The organism is Nonomuraea pusilla (assembly GCF_900109355.1).
GTDB classification, from domain to species: Bacteria; Actinomycetota; Actinomycetes; order Streptosporangiales; family Streptosporangiaceae; genus Nonomuraea; species Nonomuraea pusilla.
Genome location: NZ_FOBF01000008.1, coordinates 13,346 through 36,737 on the forward strand (window position 1 = coordinate 13,346; position 23,392 = coordinate 36,737).

The following is a 23,392-nucleotide window of genomic DNA, read 5'->3' on the forward strand; positions in this document are numbered from 1 at the left end:
CTCCTAGCGTGGGGGGAGGCGGTGCTTGGCGACCGCCTCGGTGGCGGCGGTCAGCAACTGGTCGCTGGTCTCGTGGGTGCGCTGGACGACGCCGATGTAGAGGCAGTCCAGGACGAGCATCTGGGTGTGCCGCGCGGCCACCCCGCCCGCCCGGAAGGGGGTGTCCTGCGCGGCGGTGGTGAGGACGATGTCGGCGGCCTCGGCGAGCGGGCTGCGGGGGAAGTTGGTGACGGCGACGGTGGTGGCGCCGCGTTCCCTGGCGATGGTCAGCGGCTCGACGACCTCGGCCGTGGTGCCGGAGTGGGAGATGCCGACCGCCACGTCCCGCTCGTCGCGGGCGTTGGCGCTGCAGACGGCGCTGTGCACGTCGGTCCACAGCGCGCACGGCCGGCCGACGGCGTGCAGCCGCAGGTGCAGGTCCATGGCCACGCCGGCGCTGCCGGCGACGGCGAAGAAGTCGATGAACCTGGCGCGGACCAGGGCGGAGACGGCGCGGTCCACGGCTTCGAGGTCGAGCTGGGCCGCCGTCTCCTCCATCGCGCGCAGGTCGCTGGCCAGCAGGCTGCGCAGCACGAGGCTCGCGGGGTCGTCCGGCGAGAAGGCGATCAGGCCGTGCTCGCGCGGGGCGGCGTCGTTGCGTCCGAGCTCGGCCGCCAGCGCGAGCCTGAGCTCGGGGTAGCCGGTCAGGCCCAGCTCGCGGCAGAAGCGGGTGACGGTGGTGAGCGAGGTGCCGCACCGCTCCGCCAGCTCGCCGATGGTCGAGGCGGCCACGGCGGCGGGCTCGGCGAGGATCGTCTCGGCGATGCGCCGGTGGGTCGCGGTGAGGGTGGGCTCGACCCCCCGGATCGTGGCCAGGATCGTGGACATGGGAGGAACCCTCCCGCGTTCCATCTCGTATGTCAATAATTCACATTAGACGGATGATGTTAGAAATTTACCCTCTTGTGTGATCTGTTGGGAGTATGTCACTTTCGAGGCCATGCGCAACCTCCTCCTGGCGCTGGTGCTCGGGAGCACCAGCCTGCTACCCACGCGTGCCGACACGGTGGACATCCAGTTACTGGCGTTCAACGACTTCCACTCCGGCTTCCCGACCAGCTTCGGCATGACGCCGTCCGGGCCGGTCCCGGCCGGCGGCGCCGAGTACCTCGCCGCCCACATGGACCGGCTCCAGCGCGACAACCCCGACGGCACGCTGCGGCTCTCCGCCGGCGACAACATCTCCTCCAGCACGATGAACGCCACCGCCCTGCACGACGAGCCGGCCATCCAGGCGCTCAACCTGATGCGCATCGACGCCTCCAGCGTCGGCAACCACGAGTTCGACGAGGGCCTGGCCGAGTTCCGCCGGATGGAGAACGGCGGCTGCCACCCGATCGACGGCTGCGCGATCCCGAACTTCAAGGGCGCCGACTTCCCCTACCTGGGCGCCAACATCGTCGACACCACCACCGGCAAGCCCGCGATGACCCCCTACGTCGTCAAGGAGGTCAAGGGCGTCAAGGTCGGCATCATCGGCGTCAGCTACAAGAACACGCTGAAGGAGGCCCCCGGCCCCACCGCGCCGCTGGAAGGACGCGACGAGGCCGAGGCGGTCAACACCTACGCGGCCGAGCTCAAGGCCAAGGGCGTGCGAACCATCGTGGTCCTCGTCCACCAGGGCGGCGGGCAGACCGGCGGCGGCCTGCCCAACGAGTGCAACAACCTGGCCGGGCCGATCAAGGACATCGTGCAGAGGTTCGACCCCGAGGTCGACGCCGTGATCTCCGGGCACACCCACAACCCGTACAACTGCGTGATCAACGGCATCCCCGTCACCCAGACCTCGGCCCACACGCGCGAGCTCACCAGGATCGTCCTGACCGTCGACCGGGCGACCGGCAACCCCACCTCCTCCAAGGCCGAGAACATCACCGTCACCCACGACGTCAAGCCCGACGGCCAGATCGCCGCGCTGCGCCGCAGGACCGACCGGCAGGCGCAGACGCTGCTCGACCGGCCGGTCGGCCTGCTCGGCCGCGACCTCACCGCCCAGCGCAACGCGGCGGGCGAGTCCACCATCGGCCACGCCCTGGCCGACGCCCGGCTCTTCGCCACCTCCGCCCCCGAGAACGGCGGCGCCCAGATCGCGATCCAGCCTCCGTACGGCGGCGGCATCGGCGGCGACCTGATCGTCAACCCCACCGGCAACGAGATGTCGAACCTGGTGACGCACGGCAAGGCGCTGCGCGTGCAGCCCTTCGGCAACATGCTCGTCACCATGACGCTCACCGGCGCCCAGCTGGAGCGGCTGCTGGAGCAGCAGTGGTGCGGCCAGAGCACCGCCCGCGTGCTCGGCGTCTCGCAGGGGCTCACCTACACGTACGACAACGCCAGGCCCGCCTGCGACAAGATCGACCCGGCCACCGTCAAGCTCGACGGCGCGATCGTCGACCCGGCCGCGCGCTACCGCCTGACCGCCAACTCCTTCGTCGCCACCGGCGGCGACGGCTTCTCCGTGCTGACCGAGGGCACCGAGCGGGTGGAGAAGGTACGCGACATCGACGCCTTCGAGTCCTACATCCGGGCCAGGACCCCGCTGCAGGCCCCGGCCCTCGGCCGGGTCACCCGGGTGAACTGACCCCTGCCCCGCGGCGGCCTCAGGACCGACGGCACGCCGCGGGGCAGAACCTCACCTCCGGGTGACGCGGCGACGGCCCGTCCAGAAGGGGCCCCGGCCGCCCCTTCAGGTGCCGGTCGAGGAAGGCCGCCACGTACGCGCGGGTGAGCTCGGCGCCCCGAGCCGCCGGCAGAACGCCGGAGGCGGGTTTGATGCCGAGGGCTTCCGCCAGCAGCGGGAGGTCCGTGAAGGACCCGTGTTCCCCGCCCGACAGCACGATCCAGCGCTTCCAGCCGGTCAGCAGCCTCCAGTCGCGGTCCCATGAGGAGTCGCGTCCGCCGGGGACGTGCTCCGCCGAGCCCAGGAACATGAACGGCCGGGAGAACCCGCTCCTGGGGATCCGGGCGTAGGTGGTGCCGTCCATGTCGATGCCGGCTCGCACCCGGGAGTCCTTCACCATGGCGGCCAGGGCGGCGGCCCCGCCGATCGACTGGCCCGCCATCGCGATCCTGGAGCGGTCGATCAGGCCCGAACGGTCCCACGCCGAGGTCAGCTGGTCGAGCACGAAGGAGACGTCGGCCGCCCGGCCCCGGACCACCCCCGTGCCGAAGCCCGGATCGGTGTCGCTGTCGCAGGCGAGGCACTCGGCGACCCGCCCGTCAGGGAAGGTCGTGGCGTGACTCTCGTAGGTGTGGTCGATCCCGGCCACGACGTACCCCCGGCTGGCCAGCTCCTCGGCCAGGGACGTGAGCGTGTTCATCGGCTTGGTGAAGCCGGGAGAGAGCACCACCAGCGGAAGGTCGCGCCCCGCGGGCCTGGCGTCCTCGACGGCGTTCGTCCGCGTCCTGCTCAGCGTGTCGTACGGCACGCCGGTGATCCCCTCCCTCCTCATGAGGATCTCCGATTCCTTCGCCGTCATGTACGGCGCCCGCCGCCCGTCGCGCCGCTCGGCCGGGTACCACAGGGTGACCTTGAGCTCCCTGGCTTCGGCGTCGGGGTTCCAGGGGTCGGGGCGGGAGGTGTCCTTCAGGTACAGGACGGTGGTGCCGACCGGACGGGGGCCGGTGGGCGCGGGCAGGGCGGCCGGCCCGGCCGGCGGGGCCGAAGGGGCGGCGGACCTGGGCGGCACGGGTGCCGAGCAGGCGGACGCGGCGAGGACGGCCAGTCCCGCGGCGAGTGCCAGGATCTGTCTCATCGAACGTCCCGTCCTCACTCGTGCAGCAGGGTCAGGGCCTTGGCCAGGGCGGGGTCGCGCCCGGCCGCGGCGTCCTGCGGCGTCAGGGGCGTGTGGTGGTCGGGGGGCACGCCGATCCGGTCGATCGCCTCGCGGGCGGGCCCGAGATGGTGTCTCGCCGGGAAGGCCAGCACGGTGTTGTCGCGGAGCAGGTACCCCTGCGACGGGCCGGAGATGACGCCGGCGGTCCTGGCGCCGACCAGCCGGCCGGCGCGCAGGTCCTTGACCGCGGAGCTGAAGTGCTCGCAGGCCGAGGCGCAGCCGCGGTCGGTGAGGACCGCCAGCGGCAGGCCGAGCAGTTCGACGGTGTCGTCGGTCCGCACGGGCTCGCATCTGCCGTCCGCGGTGCACAGGTAGGCGGTGACCTCGCCGTGGACGAACGCGCTCAGCAGCCGGGCGGCCTCCTTGACGCTGCCGCCGGTGTTGCCGCGCAGGTCCAGCACGACGCCGGCGAGGGTCCGGCCGGTGCGCAGCCTGGTCATGGCCTTCAGAACCCTGGTGGCGGAGTCGGGCGCGAACGCGGTCAGCCGTACGTAGGCGACGTCGTCGTCGAGCAGCTTTGACGTCACCACTCGCAGGGCGGCCGGATCCCGCTCGTAGAGGCCGGGCTTGAGGGTCACGCTCCAGCGGCGGCCGGTGGACTGCCGCAGGAGCCGCAGCCGGACCGGGCGCGCCTCCGGGTACCGCGGGTAGAGGGCGGCGATCGCCGGGGTGGCCTTCCCGTCGATGAAGGGCGCCGACCCGGTGACCGATTCGACGACGTCGCCGGGGCGCAGCCCGGCGGCCCGCGCCGCGCCGCCCAGCACGGCCGTGACGAACAGCGGGGGGAGGGCGGTGCCGAGGTCGCCGGTCGCCTGGGAACGGGTGACGTTCGCCTCGAGACCGAGGCCGTAGCCGTCGCCGTCGTACATGTCGGGCGGCCGTCTGCCACCGTGCGTCCAGGAGGCGTGATCGTCGCCGAGAGCGGCCACCATGGACTCGAGGGTGACAACGGCCAGCCGGTCGCGCAGGTCCGGCACCCGATCGGTGATCTTACGGTAGGCGGCCTCGAAGGCGGCCCAGTCGGCTTTCCTGTCGCCGGTCAGCGGCGGCATGCCGGCTTCCGGCAGGTCGCGCCCGTTGCGGTTGAGCTCCTGCGTCAGGGCGGCGAAGCCGGCGACCAGCAGCGAGCGGGCGTCCAGCGTGGCGCCGCCGTAGTGGTTGCCGAGGATGCAGAAGTACGCCTGCTCGACGACGTCGATCGTGGTGGCAGTCTCCGGCCCAGGGGAGCCCTGGGGCTGTGTGCAGGCCGCGCTGCCCGCCGTGCTCGCCTGGCTGCGCGGCGGCGTCGGCGCCGTGCAGGCCGCCGCCAGGAGCAGGGCGAGCCCGGCGGCGGCGGTCCTGGTGACGGTCATGACAGGCGTCTCCTGATCCACCAGAAGCAGAGCCAGGTGAGGCCGAGGGTGAGCAGGGCGTAGATCCCGGTCTCGATCCACTGGAAGGGCCAGAAGCGATCGAGAGGCTGGTAGGTCGCCCGCTGCCGGTAGCCGAGCCGGTTGATCTCGGCCATACAGGCGTCGCCCCTTCCCACCGCTCCCGACGGTGAGCAGGGTCCCGACGTCGTGGAGACCTGTAGAGCGGCTTCGCCGTCGCCGTCGGAGATCGCGCGTCCGGACCGATCGACCAGGGTGCTGGACAGGACCCAAGCGCCCGCCTGGCCGGGAAGGGCCGATCTCAGGAGAATCCGCACAGGTCCGCCTCCCTCCCGTGTCATGCCGAGGTTCTCCACGTTCGCCCTGCCGAGCTCGAAGGCCGACGTGACCGGAGGCATCAGGTGGGGACGGACCAGCAGCGGCATGGCGAGCTGGACCGCGGCGAAGACGGCCAGGGTGAGGGCCATGGCGGGCAGCGCGCGGCGCACCAGCATGCCCACGGTCACGCCCAGGACGAAGGCGAAGGCCGCGTACCCCATCGGGGCGATGCCGCGCGCGCCGAACACCAGGGGCGCCATCAGGGCGAGGCTCTCAGCGGCCGACTTGTCCAGGGGGTCGGACCACCAGGTCACCACGAGGCCGCACAGGCCGGCGGCGGCCACGGCGACCAGGCCGGTGAGCCCGAGCTTGACCGCCAGCCAGCGGCCGCGGGTCACGCTCTGGTTCCACACCAGCAGGTGCGTGCCGGCCTCCAGCTCGCGGGCGATCAGCGGCGCTCCCCAGAAGAGCCCGATGAGCGCGGGCAGCAGCAGCACGACGAGGGTGACGGCCATGAACGGCAGCTCGTACGCGCCGAAGAACTGGTCGTAGAAGCGGTCGCAGGTGCCGTCCTGGGCGCACTCGGCGATCCCGGCCGTGTAGCGGGTCGCCAGGTCCGGGCCGGTCAGGGCCAGGACGACGGCGAGAACGAGCAGGGCCGCGGCCGTCATCGCGGCCGAGCCGCGGAGCTGGCGCCAGGTCAGCCAGATCATCGCCGCACCTCCAACGCGACTCGCCGCTCCGCAACGGTGCGCCTGTCCATGTAGGCCAGGACGAGGTCCTCCAGGCCGAGCCGGGTGACCGTCCAGGCGGGGTCGTGGATCGGGGCGTCGGTGCGGACCACGAACGTGCTCTGCCGGTCGGTGTGGCTCGCGGAGACCACGTGCTGCCCGGCGGGGAGCCGGCCGGGATCGCGGCGCGGGCCGGTGAGCCGGTGATGGGTGTCCAGCAGCCTGTCGGTCTCCCCCGCGACCCGCACGCGCGAGTCGACGAGGACGACGAGGAAGTCGCAGACCCGTTCCAGGTCGGAGACGAGGTGGGAGGAGAGCAGGACGCTGAGCTCGTGCTCGGCCGTCGCCTCCATCAGCCCCTGCATGAACTCCCTGCGGGCCAGCGGGTCGAGCGAGGCCACGGGCTCGTCCAGGATCAGCAGCTCGGGCCGCTTGGCCAGGCCCAGGGTGAGGGCGAGCTGGGCGCGCTGGCCCCCCGACAGCCTGCCCACCCGGTGGGAGGGGACGAGCCCGAGCCGCGCGACGCGCTCCCGCGCCACGGCGGCGTCCCAGCGGGGGTTGAGCCGCGCCCCTAACCTCAGGTGGTCGGCGACGGTCAGCCCCGCGTAGACGGGGGTGTCCTGGGCGACGAACCCGACCCTGCCGAGCTGCTCGGGCGTGCCCGCGGGGCGGCCGCCGAGCACGGTGATGGCGCCGGCCGTCGGCTGGAGCTGGCCGGCGGCCAGCTTCAGCAGCGTGGTCTTGCCGGCTCCGTTGGGGCCCACCAGACCGACGACGCGGCCCGCCGGGATCTCGACGGTGCACTCGCGCAGCGCCCAACGCTTGCCGTACTTCTTGCCCAGTCCCTGGGCCTGCAGGACAGCGGTCACGCGATGTCCTCCTGGGAGGCGGTTCGGAAGGTGGTCGTGAAGAGGGCCTCGATGCTCTCGTCGTCGAGGCCCGCCCTGCGGGCCTTGGCCAGCCAGCGCCGCAGCTCCAGCCGTAGCGGGCCGTGCGCGGCGAGCGACGTGCCGGCGAGCGTCGCCGTCACGAACGTGCCCACCCCTGGGCGGGCGGCGACCAGACCCTCGTGCTCCAGTTCCCGGTAGGCCTTGAGAACGGTGTTGGGGTTGATCGCCAGTTGCGCCACGACCTCCTTGACGGTCGGCAGCCGGTCGCCCTCGCGCAGCAGGCCCAGCCGCAGGGCGTGCCGTACCTGCTGGACCAGCTGCAGGTACGGCGAGACTCCGGACTTCGCGTCCAGATGGAACTCGATCACCGATTCCTCCATACATCTAATGTCCTAGCACTATAGATATATGGGATGTATGGCGCCGGTTAAGAACCGGGCCGCCGGGCGGCCGCCCTCGACCATCAGGTGGACGTCGCCCTGCTGGACATCCGCATGCCCGGCGTGGACGGCCTGACCGCCCTGCGGGAGCTCTCCCGCGCCGCCCACGCCGGGGAGGTACGTTCTGGCCATGGGATCACCGTCCGCCGGGGACGTCCGGGACCTGCTGCGGCGGGCGGCGCGGCTGCTGGGCGACGCACGCGGCCTGGTCGCCGAGCACGACAGGGCGACGGCGGAGGTCCGCGCCGCGCTCGAACCGCTCCGCGCCCGGCAGGCCAGGGCCGAGCTCGGCGCCATGCCGGTGTCCCGGCTGAAGGACGTCACCGGCGGGCGCCTGCGGTTCGGGGCCCTGCGGGACGCCGGGTACACCACGGTGCTCGACGTGCTGGAGGCGACGCCGTACGAGCTGCAGAGACTGCCCGGCGTCGGGCCGCAGACGCGATGGCGGGCGCAGAGCGCCGCGCAGCGGATGGCGCGAGCCACCGCGGTGTCCTGCGTGCCCCACGTCGACGTCGGCAGCCGGGACGCCGAGACCGGCGCTCTGCTGATGGCGCTGTACCGGCTGGTCGCCGCCGGCCCCGAACTGCCGCGCGCCCGCCGCGCGGCCGACACGCTGGCACGGCGGTTCGGCCGGCTGATCCCCGAGGCCCGCCTCCTCAGGAGCCGGTTACGCAGGCTCCTGTCGGGGAGCCGCCGGCGCGGCCGCGCGGAGACGGCGGCGGAGCAGATCGCGGACCTGCTCGCCGACGAGACGGCGACGCGGCTGCTCCTCACCCAGGCCACCACGGACCTGCTGCGCCCGCCGCCCGGCGAGGCTCTGGCGTGGATCGACTTCGAGGTTCGCGCGGCCGACTACCACAACCTGCTGGCGGAGCTCTCCGCCGCGGCTCCGAAGGACCGGGCCGCCGCCGAGGGGTTCCTGCCCGAGGACCTGGCCGCGCGGGTGCGGGCGCAGGAGCTCGACGACACGCTGCGCCGGGTGTCCCTCCGCGGCTACCAGGCGTTCGGGGCGCGGTTCGCGCTCTGCCTGCGCCGGGTGATCCTCGGGGACGAGATGGGGCTGGGCAAGACGATCCAGGCGATCGCCGCCCTGGCGCACCTGCACGCGCGGGGGACGACGCACTCCCTGGTGGTCTGCCCGGCGAGCGTGCTGGTCAACTGGCTGCGGGAGATCGAGAGCCGCAGCACGCTCACGGCGTACCGGCTGCACGGCGACGAGCGGGACCTGGCCAGGGCGGCCTGGCTCCAGCGCGGCGGGGTGGCGGTCGTGACGTTCGACGGGCTGCGCGCCCTGGACCCGGTTCCCGAGGTGGGGATGCTGGTGGTCGACGAGGCGCACTACGTGAAGAACCCGCGTGCCCTGCGCTCCAAGGCGGTGGCCAGGTGGTGCGGCGAGGCCGACAGGGTGCTGTTCATGACCGGCACGCCGATGGAGAACCGCGTCGAGGAGTTCCGCGCCCTGGTGGACCACCTCCAGCCCGGGTTGTCCTGGCAGGTGGAGCCCGGTGACCCGGCGAGTCGGGCGCGGGCGTTCCGCCGCGCCGTCGCCCCCGTCTACCTGCGCCGCAACCAGAGGGACGTGGTCACGGAGCTGCCCGATCTGGTCCATGTGGACGAGTGGGAGGAGTTCGGCGCGGCCGACGCCGTCGCCTACCGGGAGGCGGTGGGGTCGGGCTCGTTCATGGCGATGCGCCGCGCGGCCTACGCGGTGCCGGAGACGTCGGCGAAGCTGGAGCGGCTGCGCGAGCTGGTCGAGGAGGCGGACGGCGCCGGGCTCAAGGTCGTCGTGTTCTCCTACTTCCGCGACGTGCTCGCCGCCGTCGGCGCCGCCCTCCGCTCCCCCGTGCACGGCCCGCTCTGGGGCGGACTCGACCCTGGACGCCGTCAGGAGGTGGTCGACGCCTTCACGGCGGCCCGGGGTCACGCGGTGCTGCTGGCGCAGATCCAGTCGGGCGGGGTGGGGCTCAACCTGCAGGCGGCCTCCGTCGTGATCATCTGCGAGCCGCAGGTCAAGCCGACCCTGGAGAGCCAGGCCGTGGCCCGCGTGCACCGCATGGGCCAGGTACGGCGGGTGCGGGTGCACCGGCTCGTCACGCCCGGCAGCATGGACGAGCGGCTGCTGCGGATCATGCAGGCCAAGACCGCGCTGTTCGACGCCTACGCCCGGCGCAGCCACCTCGCCGAGTCCACGCCCGACGCCGTGGACGTCACGGACGAGGCGCTGGCCGAACGCATCGTCAGGGAGGAACGGCGCCATCTCGCCGAAACCACCGACCGTGCCGAACCCGCAGAACGTGCGGAGCCCTCCGCGCCGTCGGCGTCCCAGGCCCCTGGATCACCTTCGGCGTCTTCGGCGTCTTCGGCGTCTTCGGCGTCTTCGGCGCCGAGGGATGCCGAGGCCACCTGAGCCGTCGGGGGGTTCCCCGGGCCTCCCTCAGCCGGGTGGGAGGTGGGGCGGCAGGCCGAGGCGGTCGCGGACGCGCTGCTGCACCGCGTCCATGCCGGCGCTCGCGTCCACCGTCACCACGTGCTCCTTGCGGCGGAACAGCTCCAGCACCGGGCCGGTGGTCCGGTGGTGGTCGGCGAGCCTCCTGTCCAGCGCCTCCGGCGTGTCGTCGGCGCGTGTGACCAGCTCGCCGCCGCACACGTCGCAGCGGCCTTCCACCTCGGGCCGCCGGGAGATCAGGTTGTAGTCCTGGCCGCAGCGTGAGCAGAGCCGCCGCGCGAGCACCCTCCTGCGCACCTCCTCGTCGGGCAGGTCGAGGTGGATCACGGCGTCGACGTCGTAGCTCTCCAGGAAGAACTCCGCCTGCCGCCGGTTGCGCGGGAACCCGTCGAGGACGAACCCGTGGTTCCAGTCGTGCTGGGCGAGCCGTTCCCTGACGACGTCCTCCACCAGGTCGTCGCCGACCAGCTCGCCCGCCGTGACCAGGCGGCGCACCCGCGCGCCCAGCTTGGTGCGGTTCTTGACGTGCCAGCGGAAGACGGCGCCGACGCTGATGTGGACCAGGTCGAGGCCGCGGCAGAGCAGCTCGCTCTGCGTGCCCTTTCCACTGCCCTGCGCGCCCATGATCACATATTTCCGCATGCCTGACATTTGCCCGGACGCAGATCATTCATCCGGACGAATCCCCCCCTTGCGGGAGACACGCACACTACGGAAAGATCACCCCTCGGACCCCGCCAGTCTCCCATTTCCCTCTGGACAGGCGCAGATAGCCCCGAAAGTTGATAAATCACGATTAAGGGAACCGCAGTGCAGCCACAGGTGAATATTGAACAGTTCGGCTACCGTCAGGAGCTCAAGCGGGGGGTCGGCCTGGCCGACCTGGTGTTCTACGGCCTGATATTCATGGTGCCGATCGCGCCGTTCGCCATTTTCGGTCAGGTTTATAAGCACTCAGGCGGAATGCCGGTTCTGGCGTACCTGGTCGGCATGATCGCGCTGCTGTTCACGGCCGTCTCCTACGCCCAGATGGTCAAGGCGTTCCCGCTGTCCGGCTCGGTCTACAACTACGCGGGACGCGGCATCGCCGCCCCCGTCGGATTCATGACCGGCTGGGCCATCCTGCTCGACTACCTGCTCGTCCCCAGCCTGCTGTACCTGATCGCGTCCATCGCCATGAACAGCGCCGTGCCTGACGTGCCCGTGTGGGCGTGGCTGATCCTCTTCGTGGTGGTCAACACCGTGATCAACCTGCGGGGCATCCGCATGACGGTACGGCTCACCAAGGTCCTCATCACCGCCGAACTCGTCGTCCTCGGGCTGTTCCTGCTGGTCGGCGTCACGGCGCTGCTGCAGGGCCGCGGCCACGGATTCAGCCTGTCGCCGCTGTTCAACGCCGACACCTTCTCCTGGCCCGTCATCTTCGGCGCGGTGTCGGTCGCGGTGCTGTCGTTCCTCGGCTTCGACGGCATCAGCATGCTCGTCGAGGAGTCCACCGGCGGCTCCGCGCAGGTCGGCAAGGCCATGCGGCTCGCGCTCCTGCTCGCCGGAGCGCTGTTCATCGTGCAGGTCTGGGTCGCGGCGCTGCTCGTGCCCGATCCGCAGGGCCTGCTCGAAACCGGGTCGAGCACGGCGTTCTACGACGCCGCCGCCGTCGCGGGCGGCGACTGGCTGTCGCACACGACGTCCGTCGCGACCGCCATCTCCTGGGGGCTGGCCGACACGCTGGTGGCGCAGGTCGCCGTCTCGCGCCTGCTGTACGCGATGGCCCGCGACCGGCAGCTCCCGTCGTTCCTGGCCAGGATCTCCGTCAGGCGGGCCGTCCCGGCCAACGCCACCCTGCTCGTCGCCGCGCTCTCCCTCGGGCTCGGCCTGTGGATGTCCACCCGCGCCGACGGGCCCGACCTGCTCAGCAGCCTCATCAACATGGGCGCGCTGGTGGCGTTCATCGTCCTGCACGTCTCCGTGATCGTCCACTACGTGGCGCGCGGGAAGTCCCGCGACCTCTGGACGCACCTGTTCGTGCCGCTGATCGGCATGGCGATCCTGATCTTCGTCGTGGTCAACGCCAACATCCTGGCCCAGACGCTCGGCCTCGTGTGGCTCGGCGTCGGCGCGCTCGTGCTCGGCGGGCTCTACGTCGCCGGCCGCGGGCCCTCCGTGCAGGGGCTCGGCCCGGCCGCGGACCAGGGCGCCGTGAAGGAACGCCTGTGAGCGGCGGCGGGCAGGCCGGGGCGCCCGGCGCGGGACACAGCCCGGCGCAGGGCACGGGGTACGGCCCCGGACTGGGCTCGGGATACGGCCCCGGACTGGGCTCGGGATACGGCACGGGACAGGCCATGGGTTACGGCGCCGGGTACGGCCCAGGACAGGGCCCGGGGCGGGGGCTGGCGCTGCACGAGGAGCTTTACCTCATAGCGCACGACCAGTCCGGCAAGCCCGCCGTGCACCAGACCTCGATGGCGCTGGGCCTCGCCGGGGCGGCGCTGCTCGAACTCGCCCTCAGCGGCCGCGTCGCCCTGGCGGACGGGCGCGCCGCCGCCGTCCCCGCCGCGCCGCCGCGACCGGGGCCCGGCGACGGCGGCGTCGCGGACGGCCTGCTCGCCCTCATCCAGCGGGACGGCGCCCGCCGCGACGCCCGGCTCTGGATCAAGAAGACGGCCGAGGACGTCTACCCCCGCACCCGGGACGGCCTGGTGTCCGCCGGGGTGCTGGCCCGGGTGACCGGCCGCCGTCTCGGCATGCTGCCCCGCACCCGCTACCAGGTCACGGACCTGGCGCACGTGGTACGGGCCTCGTACGGGGTGCGCTCCGCCGTCGAGGGATGGAAGGAGCCCGACGCGCGCGCCGCCGCCCTGTGCGGGCTGGTCGCGGCGCTGCGCGTGGAGGGCGAGCTCTACCTCGACCAACCGTCAGCCCAGCTCGTCGGCCGCCTGCGCGCCATCGCGGAGGCGAGCTCGCCCGCGGTGCGCGACGTGGTGACCGCCGTGGACGCCTTCATCGGCGAGGCGGCGGTGGCCGTCTACCGCTGACCCCTGCCCTCGTCAGTGAGCCCATCGGTGAGGGCGTGGCGGAGCAGGGCGTGGGCGGTGGCCGGGTCGGGGAGGCCGGCCGTGTCGCCGGAGGTCGCGACGACGCGCCCGGCCAGCTCGGCGCCGAGGCGGGTGGCCGCGCCCGGCCCGGCTCCCGACAGCCGGGCCGCCAGGTAGCCGCCGAGGAACGCGTCGCCCGCGCCGACGGGGTCGCGTACCTCCCGGGCGGCGGTGGGGACGTGCTCGGGCCCCGCGTCCCCGGCGTACCAGGCACCCTCTGGCCCGCCCTTGAGCACCACCTCGCCCACCCCGGCGGCCCTGGCCGCGGCGAACACGCGCGCGGGGTCGCTCTCGCCGAACAGCACCCGCGACTCGTCCTGCCCGAGCACCAGCAGCCCGACCCTGGGCAGGAGCGGCGCGAGGTCGGGCGCCGGCAGGGCGGGCCGCAGGTTCGGGTCGAGGACGACGAGCGCGTCCCCCGCCTGCTCGCACAGGGCGGCGACCAGCCGGGCCGGTCCCGGCCCGAGCGCGGCGGTCAGCCCGGACACGACGAGCGCGCGGGGCCGCCGCGCCAGAATGGCCCCCGCGTCGGGGACGTCCATCGCGGAGGCGGCCGAGCCGGCGCGGTAGTAGTGGACGCGCCGCCCGCTGTCCGGCCTGATCTCCTTGAAGAACACGCCGGTCGGACGGCCCGGGTCGGTGATCACCAGGCCGGTGTCCACGCCCCTGGCCTCCGCTTCGCGCAGCACCCGCGTCCCGAACGGGTCGGGCCCGACCCGCGAGGCGAACGCCGCCCGCAGGCCGAGCCTGGCCACGGCCGTGCAGACGTTCAGCTCGGCGCCGGCGACGGAGGCGTCGAAGCGCGCCGCCGCGGCGAGGTCGTCCGCCTCCAGCAGCACCATGGCCTCGCCGACGCCCACCACGTCGGGCCGCCCTGCGCTGACATGAGGGCCGGTCACGGGAGGAACCGGGCCCGGAGGTCCGGGCGCAGGTAGGCGGCGGGCGAGGCGATCGACAGGCCGCCGTCCACCGGCAGGACCGCCCTGCGCTGACATGAGGGCCGGTCACGGGAGGAACCGGGCCCGGAGGTCCGGGCGCAGGTAGGCGGCGGGCGAGGCGATCGACAGGCCGCCGTCCACCGGCAGGACCGCCCCGGTGATGAACGCGGCGCCGGGCGAGGCGAGGAAGGCGACCGCCTCGGCCACGTCCCGCGGCGTCCCCGTACGGCCGAGCGGGTAGCCCTCCGCGGCGTTCTCCAGGTCCTCCCCGCCGATCAGGCCGGGGGCGACCGAGTTGACGCGGATCCCGGCGGGGCCGTACTCCAGGGCGAGCTGGCGGACGAACGCGTCCAGCCCGCCCTTGGCGGCGGCGTACGCGGGCACGCCGGGCGCGGCCAGGAACGCGTTGACCGAGCTGACCGCCACGACGGCGGAGCCCGGCGCCAGGCGGGGCAGCGCCGCCCTGCACAGGTGGAAGGCGGCGTCCAGGGTGGCGCCGATGGCGGTCCTCCACTGCGCGTCGGTGGTGCGCACCACCGGGGCGACGGGCATCACGGCCGTGGCCAGCACCAGGACGTCGAGGCGGCCGAGCAGGCCCTCGGCGTCGGCGACGGCGGCGTCCGCCTCGGCGGGGACGGCGCAGTCGCGTACGAGGAAGGCGTCGTAGACGGGGTCGGCGCACGGCTGCAGGCCGATCCCGGCCACCCGGTCGCCCCGCTCCGCGAACGCGGCGGCGACGGCCAGGCCGATGCCGGAGTTGCCGCCCGCCAGCAGCACGCCGCGCGCTCCGGGCCCGCCCGCCGTCACCACAGCTCCGCCGTGATCGCGTCGAGGAGGGCGCGGCTGTCGCGGTCCAGGGGGCGGGCCGGGGAGCGTACGGCGGCCGAGTCGATGAGCCCGCGGCGGACCAGCACCTCCTTGTGCACGGCCCAGGCCAGGCCGGGCTGCATGCCGAAGCGGATCAGCGGCAGCAGCCTGGCGTGTCCCGCGCGGGCCTGCGCGGCGCGCCCGGCGGCCCAGTCGGCGAGCACCGGCGCGAGCAGGTCGGTGAACTCGCAGGCGGGCATCGTTCCGACGGCCCCCAGCGCGTACTCCTCCAGGCAGAACAGCGCGTTCTGCCCGCCGAAGACGGCGAAGCCGTCGGGGACGCCCGCGGCCACGGCCCCGACCTTGGGCGCGGTCGGCGGCGCCTCCACCTTCACGGAGGTGACGCCGTCGAGCTTGCTCAGTTCGACGATCAGCGGCTCGGGCATGCTGACGCCGGTGGCGCCGGGCGCGTCCTGCACCATCACGTCGATCCCCGCCCGCTCGGCCACGGCGCCGTAGAAGTCGACGAGCTGCGCCCCTGACGGCTTGACCAGGTACGGCGGCAGCACCATGAGCGCGTCGGCGCCGCCGTCCCTGGCGGCGAGCGCCTGTTCGAGCGCGGTGGCGGTGCTGGTGGCGCCGACGCCCGCGACGACGGGGGCGGCGCCGGCGGCGGCCCGCACCTCGGCGAGCACGCGCGCGCGGTCGTCGGCGGTCAGGGCGAAGCCCTCGCTGGCCATCCCGAACACGGCCACGCCGTCGGCGCCGGAGGCGAGCTGCCACTCGGTCAGCCGGCGCAGGCTCGGCAGGTCGAGCTCGCCGCCGTCGGTGAAGGGGGTGGCGAGGATGGGGATCAGTCCAGACAGAACCAACGGAGTTACTCCCTTTCAGGTGCGTCGGAGGTGCGTGGCCGCAGGGCGCCGGGGTCGGCGTCCACTGCGTCGGAGGTGCGTGGTCACAGGGCGCCGGGGTCGACGTCCACGCCGAGGCCGGGCCCGGCGGGCACGGGGAAGCCGGTCGCGTCGCCGGGCAGCGGCGCGGTGAGGATCGAGCCGGCCGCCTCGCAGGTGGTGGGCTGGTACTCGAAGTAGGCGAGGTTGCCGAGGGCGGCGCTGACGTGGACGCCGGCGGCGAGCGCCACGCCCAGCCCGGTGGAGTGGTGCGGCGCGACCCGGACGTGGTGGGCGGCGGCGAGCTCGGCGATGGACATCAGCTCGGTGATGCCGGTGCGCCCCACGTCGGGCTGGGCCAGGCCGACGGCGCGGCGGCCCAGCCAGTGGGCGAACTCGTACCGGTTGCGCAGGGTCTCGCCGACGGCGATGGGCAGGTCGGCGCGGCGGACCAGCTCCCTGTGGCCCTCGACGTCCTCGGGGGCGAGCGGCGCCTCCAGGAACAGCGCGCCGCGCTCGGCCAGCCCGCGGGCCAGGCGGACGGCCTGCGGCACGTCGTAGACCCAGTGGGCGTCGACGGCGACGCGCAGCCCGGACGCGGCGACGGCGTCGTACGTGGCGAGGTCCTCCTCGACGCCGTGCCCGAGGTGGAGCTTCACCATGGTGGCGCCCTTGGCGGCCCACTCCCTGGCCAGCTCGGCGCGTTCGGGGTCGGTGGGGCGGGGCAGGCCGCTCACGTACACGGGGACGGTCTCGCGGAAGGCGCCGCCGAGCAGGGAGGCGACGGAGCGTCCTGTGAGGCGGCCGGTGAGGTCCCACAGCGCGATGTCCACGGCGGCGAGCGCGTCGGCCTGGTGGCCGGTGAGGTGGCCGCGCTCGCGCATGAGGCCGGTCAGCTTGTCCCAGAGGGGGCGGATCCGGGTGGGGTCCTCGCCGACGAGCACGGGGGCGAGCAGCTTCTCGACGATCGCGGCGGGCACCTCGGGCGCGACGGGCGCGAGCGCCTCGCCCCAGCCGGTGGTGCCGTCGTCGGCCGTGATCGAGACGAGCAGCGTCTCGAAGCGGGCCGAGTAGAGGCTGCGCCAGGGCGGCCGGACGAAGTAGCCCTCTTCCTGCGCGGGTGCGCCGAGGTAGGCGTCGCGGTGCCGTAGCTTCACCGGGAAACATCGCACTTGACGAATTTGCGGCATGTGCGTGACCATCCCACATAGTGCAAGTCGATTGCAATGGAGACAGGGTGGCTTCCGATCAGAGCAACAACCAGAGCGTGGAGCGGGCCATCTCGGTCCTGCGGGCGTTCCTGACGGGCCGGCCGGAGCTGCGCGTGTCGGACGTCGCCAAGGCCACCGGGCTCGGCGTCTCGACCGCGTCGCGCCTGCTGGCCACGCTGGAGACGCTGGAGTTCGTCGAACGGGACGAGGTCAGCGGCCTCTACCGGCTGGGCACCGCGCCGATCACGCTCGGCGGCGTCGCGCTCAACCAGAACCCGGTGCACCGCGAGGCCCGACAGGTCGCCCAGGACCTCGCCGCCGCGCTCGGCCTCGGCGTCAACGTGGCGGTGCGGCGCGGCGACTCGATGTTCTACCTGCTCAACTTCGAGGGCAGGCTGGCGCCGCGGTCGTTCGTGCTGACCGGGCAGCGCAAGCCGCTGTACGCCACGGGCATCGGCAAGTGCCTGCTGCTCGCGCTCACCCCGGAGGAGCGGCGCGAGCTGATCCCCGAGGCGTCGCTGCGGCCGTACACGTCGCGCACGATCGTCACGCACGAGCGGCTCGACCAGGAGCTGGCCACCGTGGTCGGCCGCGGGTACGCGACCGAGGTGGAGGAGCTGGCGTTCGGCCGGGCCTGCGTCGCGGCCCCCATCCGCGACATGTCGGGCGCGGTGGTGGCCGCGATCTCCATCTCCGGCCCGCTGTCGGCGATCGACCTGGAGGCGCGCGAGCCCGAGCTGGCCCGCACGGTCATCGAGACGGCCGACTCCATCAGCATCGGCCTCGGCTACGTCGGCCCGGTGCACGCCGTCGCGGCGGGCACGGCGTGAACCGCCGGCTGACCGACGGCCAGTTCGCCTGGCTGCTGATGGTGCCGGGCCTCGCGCTGTTCCTCGCCATCATCGCCTACCCGCTGGTGTCGGCGCTGGTCACGGGCTTCTTCGAACAGAGCCTGGTGCGTCCGGGACGCGCGTTCGTCGGGCTGGCCAACTACGCCGACCTGCTCGGCGGCGACTTCTGGCCGGTGCTGCGCAACACGCTGGTCTTCACGCTCGGCGCCACGATCGCGCCGTTCGTCATCGGGTACGCGCTCGCCCTCGCGCTCAACGCCGGGCTGCCCGGCTGGCTGCGCGGCGTGTTCCTGTTCCCCTGGGTGATCCCCGGCGTGGTCGTCTCGTTCCTGTGGCTGTGGATCTTCAACGCCAACTACGGCGTGCTGAACGGCCTGCTCGGCACGCACGTGAGCTGGCTCGGCGACCCCACGACCGCCATGATCGCGGTGATCGTGACGAAGACCTGGGCGAGCTTCCCCTGGATGATGGTCATGCTGCTCGCCGGCCTGCAGACGATGCCGAAGGAACTGCACGAGGCCGCCTCCGTCGACGGCGCGGGCGCCATCCGCCGCTTCAGGTCGGTCACGGTGCCGCACATGCGCGCCATCGCCGGCATCGCGTTCCTGCTGGAGTTCATCTGGAACTTCCAGCACTTCGACACCATCTACGTCCTCACCGGGGGCGGCCCCGCCGGGGCGACGAAGACGTTCGCCGTGGCCGTCTACGACACCGCGTTCAAGGGCTTCGACCTGGGCCACGCCACCGCGCTCGGCGGCCTGTGGATGCTGCTGCTGCTCGTCCTCATGGCCTTCTACCTGAGGAAGGAGAACGCATGACGGCGACGCTGTCGCGGTCCGTCCCGATCGCCCGCGCGCCGAGGCGGAGGAGGCCGCGCTCGCGCGCCGCCGCCTGGGCGGCCGTCGCGGTCATCGGGTTCTTCGGGCTCGCGCCGATCTACTGGCTGGTGGTCACCGCGTTCACGCCGGACGAGCGGGCCTTCACCTTCCCGCCCTCCCTGGTGCCGACCGAGATCACCTTCGACCACTTCGCCCGCCTGGCCCAGAACGAGCAGCTGTTCGGCTACCTCGTCAACAGCGTCGTCGTGTCGGTGGTGACGGCCTTCCTCAGCGTGCTGGTGTCGGCGTACATGGCGTACGCGTTCTCCAAGTTCCGCTACCGCGGGCGCAAGTCCCTCATGCACCTCGTGCTCGCCTCGCAGCTGTTCCCGCAGGCGCTGCTGCTCGTCACCCTGTACGCCGTCTTCAGCGCGTCGGGGCTGCTCGGCAGCTACGGCGCGCTCATCCTGTCGTTCACGACGTTCACGCTGCCGCTGTGCGTGTGGATGCTGAAGGGCATCTTCGACACGGTGCCGTCCACGCTGATGGAGGCGGCCGCGATCGACGGCGCCTCCCGCTGGCGGACGCTGCACCAGATCGCGCTGCCGCTGGCCGCGCCCGGCCTGGTCGCGGCCGGGCTGTTCGCGTTCGTCCGCGCGTGGAACGACTTCATCTTCGCCCTCACCCTCACCGACCCCGACCGGCAGACCCTGCCGCCGGGGCTGGTGCACACGTATCTCGGGGAGTTCCAAACCGCCTGGCCGGACCTCATGGCCGCGTCCTTCGTCGTCTCGCTCCCGGTCATCGCCGCGTTCATGTTCCTGCAGCGGTACCTGGTCGGCGGGCTCACGGCGGGCGCGGTCAAGGGCTGACCCCATCCCCCACCCGTAGGAGAGACATGGAAACGCTCAACCGCCGCGCCGCCTTCCGCCTGGCCGGCCTGTCCGCGCTCGGCGCCGCCCTGGCCGCCTGCGCCCCCGACGCCGCCGGGGGAGGCGCGCCGAAGGGCGACGCCGCGGCCAGGACGTTCGGCTTCACCTCGTGGTCGCTCAACGAGGAGGCGCAGAAGGCCGCCGTGCAGGCGATCGTGGACGCGTACGCGGCCAAGGGCGGCGTGAAGATCGACACGGCGTCGTTCCCGTACAACGAGTACCTCAACCAGGTGACGCTGAAGCTGCGCGGCGGCCAGCTCTCCGGCGCCGTCCAGCTCGACATCTCCTGGCTGGCGGCGCTGGCCGCCATGGGCAGGCTGAAGGACCTCGGCGCGCAGGCCGCCAAGGGCGGCTACACCGACGTCGCGCTGTCCAGCGGCCGGTTCCAGGGCAGGCAGCTCGGCCTGCCGTGGACGACCGGCTCGATCGGCCTGGTCGCCAACACCGAGATCCTGAAGAAGGCCGGCGTCGAGGGCATGCCGGCGACCGTCGAGGAGTTCGAGGACGCCCTGCGCAAGGTGGCGAAGCTGGGCGGCGGCATCACGCCGTACGCGGCGGCGACCAAGGCGGCGCAGCTCAAGGACATCCTGCCGTGGATGCGCACGTTCGGCAGCCCGCTGCTGGAGGGCGACACGATCACGGTCGGCGACGACGCGTCCGTGGCCGCGGTCGAGTGGTACAAGAAGCTGTACGACGCCAAGCTCATCGCCCCCGACGTCGACCGTTTCGACGCCCGCGCGCTGTTCGCCCAGGGCAAGGCCGCCTTCTACGACGACGCGATCATCACGCGGGGCGTGGTGGCCGCGCAGTCGCCCGACAAGTCGCTGACCGGGAAGATGGCGCCGCTCGCCAGGCCGGTGCTCAAGGCGGGCGACACGCCGCAGGCGCTGCTGTGGGGGCACGTCATCGTGGTGGTCGAGGGCGAGGGCTCCGACGCCGCTGCCGACTTCGCCTCGTACGCGACGTCCGACACGGCGACGGTGGCGGCGTTCTTCGAGAAGGTGAAGCTGCCGCCCACGACGACGGCGGGCCTGGCCGACCCGAAGGTCGCGGGCGACACGTTCACCACCGAGTGGACCGAGAAGATCACCAAGACGGCGACGCCGAACCCGTTCTGGCGCTACGCCGGGTACGCCCAGATCGAGACCGCCATCGCCGAGCAGGTGCAGGCCGTGCTCGTGGGGCAGTCATCGGCGAAGGACGCGCTGGCCAAGGCCGCCGAGACGGCCAAGCCGCTGCAGAAGTAGGACAGCCGCCCGGCAGGGGGCGCGTGGCGGGGAACCGCGACCCCCGCCCCGGCGCGGCGGGGAGCGGCAACTCCCCGCACGCCGACGCCACCGGGAGCGGCGACTCCCGGGTGGCGGCCCCGGCTCCGCCGGGCGGCCTCCGACGACACCGCATGCCCTCTTCGACACAGGTGGTCCTCGTCATGCTCGCACGAACCCGCGCCCGGCGCGCCTTATCCGTCCCGCTTCCCGCCCTGGCCCTGGCGGCGGCGCTCGCCCTGCCGCCCACCCTGCCGCCCACCCCCGCCGCCGCCTCCCCCCGCCCTGCCGCCGCGCCCCAATCGGCGGCGGCGGCGCAGACCGTCGTCACCACCCGCGACCCCGGCTACCGCGAGACCGGGACGTGGACCCAGGCCCAGCGCACCGGTTACGAGGGCGGCACCACCCGCTTCACCAGGGAGGTGGGAGCCACCGCCACCTGGACGCTCACCGCCCCCGCCGACGGCGAGTACGGGCTCGACGTCTGGATCCCCGCCTCCTCCGACGTCAACGACCCCAAGGTCACCTACGCCTGGGCCGGCACCCGCGTCACCGCCGACCAGGCCGCGTTCGGCGACGCCTGGCACCGGCTCGGCCCGGTGCGCCTGGCCGCCGGGCAGACGCTGGAGGTGACCGTCACCGCCGCCACGCAGGGCAAGGTGACGAGGGCCGACGCCGTGCGCCTCGGCCCCGCCGAGCCGCAGCAGGACGTCCTCGTCAACCAGAGCGGCTACGACCTCACCGGGCCCAAGCGCTTCACCGCGCCCGGCGCGGCCGACGGCACGCCGTTCACGGTCAGCGGCGAGGGCGGCACGTTCACCGGGGTCGTCCGGGGCGGCGCCGGCGACTTCACCGCCTTCCGCCCCGCCTCCCCCGGCCCGTACACGGTGGCCGTCGGCAACGGGGTCTCGCACCCGTTCGGCGTCGGCCCGTACTGGACGTACCGGGTGGCGATCCGGCGGGCCGTGGACTTCATGGTGGAGAGCAGGTGCGCCCACGGCGACGCGTCGAAGCTGGTCTTCTCCGACCCGAAGGGCGACCACTGCAACCGCGGCAACACGGGCGTGGCCTGGCGGGACGACCACCAGTTCTCGTTCACGCTGCAGAGCCTGATCGAGCTGTACCTGTCGAACCCGGACGCCTTCACCCGCGCCCCCGGCACCGGCCGCTACGACGGTCTCGCCGTGGCCGCCGCGCAGGACGCGCCCGAGATCGTCAAGCTGATCAACTGGGGCGTGGACCTGTACCTGCAGGGGCGGGTCAACCACGACCTGCTGAAGGAGCAGCTCGCCTGGTTCGTGTGGGCCTACCCGCACCTGGAGCGGTGGATCCCGCGCGAGCAGTACCTCAAGGCGCGCGACCACCTGACCGCGCTGTGGGGCGACGCGGCGCGCGACCGGTGGAACTGGTACGACGTGCCGCACAGCGCCGACCTGTTCCAGACGTACACCGTCTTCGGCACGGGCAAGGGGCAGCTGCCGCCCGGCCACTCGATCGTCCCGAACCTGATGATGCACGACGTGGCGGTGCGCGACGGGCTGCCCGGCGCCGGGCGTCACCTGGACGCGGCCCGCGCGCAGGTGGACTGGATCATCGCCCACCTGGACTGGAACGACCCGGCCACCACCAAGGGCCAGCGGATGAGCGAGCACGTCACGATGGAGTCGCTCGCCTTCTACGCCGCCAGGCACCCGTCGCGGGAGCTGCGGGCGAAGATCGAGCAGTGGGCGGACGTGGTGATCGCCCGGTCCCAGAACATGTGGGATTTCCGGAAATATTCGGACTCACTGTGGATCATCCCTGAGTACAACGAGCCGGGGAACGTCGCGGGCCTGCCCGCCGCCGCGCTCGCCGCCGCCCGGACGCTGACCGGCGACACCGCGCGGCAGGCCGCCCTGCGCCGCATCGCCGCCGGCCAGATCGACCACGTCTTCGGCCGCAACCCCGCCGACGCGCACTTCTCCCACGACGCCGCCACCCCCGACGGCTTCGAGGGCGTCGAACGCGGCTGGCCCAAGGAGTACCCGCCCGGCCACGGCGCGGGCGAGCTGGAAGACGTGCGGGGCGTGCTCGACGGCTCGCCCAAGGAGGCGTCCTACCCCTACCGCCCGGGGGCCGACCTCGGCTACACCGAGGGCTGGGTCGCCTTCAACACCGCGTGGAACGCGAGCCTGGCGCAGCTCGCCGTCGACCGGACCGCCCTCCGCCACTCCACGCCGCGCCCCGGCGGGCCCCTCTCGGTGCGGCTGCGCGCCCCGCTCGACCTCGACGCCGCCGCCAGGGAGACCGGCCTCGTCCACGTCACCTCCTCCGGGGGCGACAGCGAGACGATCACCGTGACCGAGGCCGGGCCGAGCGCCCTGGACTTCACGGGCACGATCAGGACCGACTCCGGCAGGCCCCGTCCCGGTGACGGCCGCCTCCAGCTCGGGCCGCACGAGACCGTCACCCTCTCCTACGGCCTGGCCGACTTCGCCACGAAGACCACCTTCCGCCCCCTCCCATGAAACGAGGAACG

At 73.2% G+C, this 23,392-nt stretch carries 20 protein-coding genes; 9 read left to right on the plus strand and 11 right to left on the minus strand.

Annotation, left to right across the window (positions count from 1 at the left end; all coding sequences use genetic code 11):
- Positions 1 to 3 precede the first annotated feature (3 nt).
- Positions 4 to 867 (minus strand): MurR/RpiR family transcriptional regulator, encoded by an 864-nt coding sequence (locus BMX74_RS18165; protein ID WP_201784398.1) that lies wholly within the window; start codon positions 865 to 867, stop codon positions 4 to 6.
- A gap of 112 nt (positions 868 to 979) precedes the next feature.
- On the opposite strand from BMX74_RS18165, the gene BMX74_RS18170 reads away from it, so the two are divergent.
- Positions 980 to 2,620: a bifunctional metallophosphatase/5'-nucleotidase gene (locus BMX74_RS18170; protein ID WP_055501153.1), complete on the plus strand. Its 1,641-nt coding sequence runs from the start codon at positions 980 to 982 to the stop codon at positions 2,618 to 2,620.
- A gap of 19 nt (positions 2,621 to 2,639) precedes the next feature.
- On the opposite strand, the gene BMX74_RS18175 is transcribed toward BMX74_RS18170, so the two are convergent.
- From BMX74_RS18175 to BMX74_RS18195, 5 genes are read right to left on the minus strand one after another with little or no spacing between them, the layout of a single operon-like run.
- Positions 2,640 to 3,794: an alpha/beta hydrolase family protein gene (locus BMX74_RS18175; protein ID WP_091101673.1), complete on the minus strand. Its 1,155-nt coding sequence runs from the start codon at positions 3,792 to 3,794 to the stop codon at positions 2,640 to 2,642.
- A 14-nt stretch (positions 3,795 to 3,808) separates the two neighbouring features.
- Positions 3,809 to 5,227: a S41 family peptidase gene (locus tag BMX74_RS18180; RefSeq protein WP_055501152.1), complete on the minus strand. Its 1,419-nt coding sequence runs from the start codon at positions 5,225 to 5,227 to the stop codon at positions 3,809 to 3,811.
- Entirely contained in the window at positions 5,224 to 6,276 is a 1,053-nt protein-coding gene (locus BMX74_RS18185; protein ID WP_091101675.1) for an ABC-2 transporter permease, read from the minus strand. Before BMX74_RS18185 ends, BMX74_RS18180 begins: the two co-directional genes overlap by 4 nt.
- Positions 6,273 to 7,163, minus strand: a complete 891-nt coding sequence (locus BMX74_RS18190) for an ABC transporter ATP-binding protein (RefSeq protein ID WP_091101677.1) — start codon at positions 7,161 to 7,163, stop codon at positions 6,273 to 6,275. The genes BMX74_RS18185 and BMX74_RS18190 overlap by 4 nt, the downstream gene beginning before the upstream one ends.
- The gene (locus BMX74_RS18195; protein ID WP_055503744.1) at positions 7,160 to 7,552 is read right to left on the minus strand and encodes a GntR family transcriptional regulator; all 393 of its coding nucleotides are present in this window, start codon (positions 7,550 to 7,552) and stop codon (positions 7,160 to 7,162) included. The genes BMX74_RS18190 and BMX74_RS18195 overlap by 4 nt, the downstream gene beginning before the upstream one ends.
- 202 nt (positions 7,553 to 7,754) lie before the next feature.
- Here BMX74_RS18195 and BMX74_RS18200 point away from each other — a divergent pair, with 202 nt between their 5' ends.
- The gene (locus BMX74_RS18200) at positions 7,755 to 10,031 is read left to right on the plus strand and encodes a DEAD/DEAH box helicase (RefSeq protein ID WP_091101679.1); all 2,277 of its coding nucleotides are present in this window, start codon (positions 7,755 to 7,757) and stop codon (positions 10,029 to 10,031) included.
- A gap of 27 nt (positions 10,032 to 10,058) precedes the next feature.
- Here the strand turns inward: BMX74_RS18200 and BMX74_RS18205 are convergent, their stop codons facing one another.
- The gene (locus BMX74_RS18205) at positions 10,059 to 10,712 is read right to left on the minus strand and encodes an adenylate kinase family protein (protein ID WP_055501149.1); all 654 of its coding nucleotides are present in this window, start codon (positions 10,710 to 10,712) and stop codon (positions 10,059 to 10,061) included.
- A gap of 180 nt (positions 10,713 to 10,892) precedes the next feature.
- Here BMX74_RS18205 and BMX74_RS18210 point away from each other — a divergent pair, with 180 nt between their 5' ends.
- Together BMX74_RS18210 and BMX74_RS18215 are read left to right on the plus strand one after the other, a co-directional pair.
- On the plus strand, positions 10,893 to 12,284 hold the full coding sequence (locus BMX74_RS18210) for an APC family permease (protein ID WP_256257012.1): 1,392 nt from the start codon (positions 10,893 to 10,895) through the stop codon (positions 12,282 to 12,284).
- Positions 12,281 to 13,102 carry a GOLPH3/VPS74 family protein gene (locus BMX74_RS18215; protein ID WP_091101681.1) on the plus strand — a complete coding sequence of 274 codons (822 nt, stop codon included), beginning with the start codon at positions 12,281 to 12,283 and terminating at the stop codon, positions 13,100 to 13,102. Before BMX74_RS18210 ends, BMX74_RS18215 begins: the two co-directional genes overlap by 4 nt.
- Here the strand turns inward: BMX74_RS18215 and BMX74_RS44160 are convergent.
- The 4 genes from BMX74_RS44160 to BMX74_RS18235 all read right to left on the minus strand — a co-directional run bounded on the left by BMX74_RS44160 (position 13,093) and on the right by BMX74_RS18235 (position 16,954).
- Positions 13,093 to 14,061 carry a sugar kinase gene (locus BMX74_RS44160; RefSeq protein WP_177227410.1) on the minus strand — a complete coding sequence of 323 codons (969 nt, stop codon included), beginning with the start codon at positions 14,059 to 14,061 and terminating at the stop codon, positions 13,093 to 13,095. The genes BMX74_RS18215 and BMX74_RS44160 overlap by 10 nt on opposite strands.
- Positions 14,062 to 14,166: 105 nt before the next feature.
- A complete protein-coding gene (locus BMX74_RS18225) occupies positions 14,167 to 14,907 on the minus strand; it encodes an SDR family NAD(P)-dependent oxidoreductase (protein ID WP_055501145.1) in 741 nt (246 codons plus the stop codon).
- Entirely contained in the window at positions 14,904 to 15,779 is an 876-nt protein-coding gene (locus tag BMX74_RS18230) for a dihydrodipicolinate synthase family protein (RefSeq protein WP_055501144.1), read from the minus strand. Before BMX74_RS18230 ends, BMX74_RS18225 begins: the two co-directional genes overlap by 4 nt.
- Positions 15,780 to 15,862: 83 nt before the next feature.
- Positions 15,863 to 16,954, minus strand: coding sequence for a mandelate racemase/muconate lactonizing enzyme family protein (locus BMX74_RS18235; protein ID WP_218153992.1), 1,092 nt, complete (start codon positions 16,952 to 16,954; stop codon positions 15,863 to 15,865).
- 80 nt (positions 16,955 to 17,034) lie between these two features.
- On the opposite strand from BMX74_RS18235, the gene BMX74_RS18240 reads away from it, so the two are divergent.
- The 5 genes from BMX74_RS18240 (at position 17,035) to BMX74_RS18260 (ending at position 23,381) form a co-directional block, all read left to right on the plus strand.
- Positions 17,035 to 17,838 (plus strand): IclR family transcriptional regulator, encoded by an 804-nt coding sequence (locus tag BMX74_RS18240; RefSeq protein WP_055501143.1) that lies wholly within the window; start codon positions 17,035 to 17,037, stop codon positions 17,836 to 17,838.
- The gene (locus tag BMX74_RS18245; protein WP_055501142.1) at positions 17,835 to 18,677 is read left to right on the plus strand and encodes a carbohydrate ABC transporter permease; all 843 of its coding nucleotides are present in this window, start codon (positions 17,835 to 17,837) and stop codon (positions 18,675 to 18,677) included. Before BMX74_RS18240 ends, BMX74_RS18245 begins: the two co-directional genes overlap by 4 nt.
- Complete coding sequence (locus BMX74_RS18250; protein WP_055501141.1) at positions 18,674 to 19,549, plus strand: carbohydrate ABC transporter permease; 876 nt, start codon at positions 18,674 to 18,676, stop codon at positions 19,547 to 19,549. The genes BMX74_RS18245 and BMX74_RS18250 overlap by 4 nt, the downstream gene beginning before the upstream one ends.
- Before the next feature lie 26 nt (positions 19,550 to 19,575).
- A complete protein-coding gene (locus tag BMX74_RS18255; protein ID WP_091101685.1) occupies positions 19,576 to 20,856 on the plus strand; it encodes a type 2 periplasmic-binding domain-containing protein in 1,281 nt (426 codons plus the stop codon).
- 182 nt (positions 20,857 to 21,038) lie between these two features.
- Positions 21,039 to 23,381, plus strand: a complete 2,343-nt coding sequence (locus tag BMX74_RS18260; protein ID WP_143078689.1) for a golvesin C-terminal-like domain-containing protein — start codon at positions 21,039 to 21,041, stop codon at positions 23,379 to 23,381.
- Positions 23,382 to 23,392: the final 11 nt, after the last annotated feature.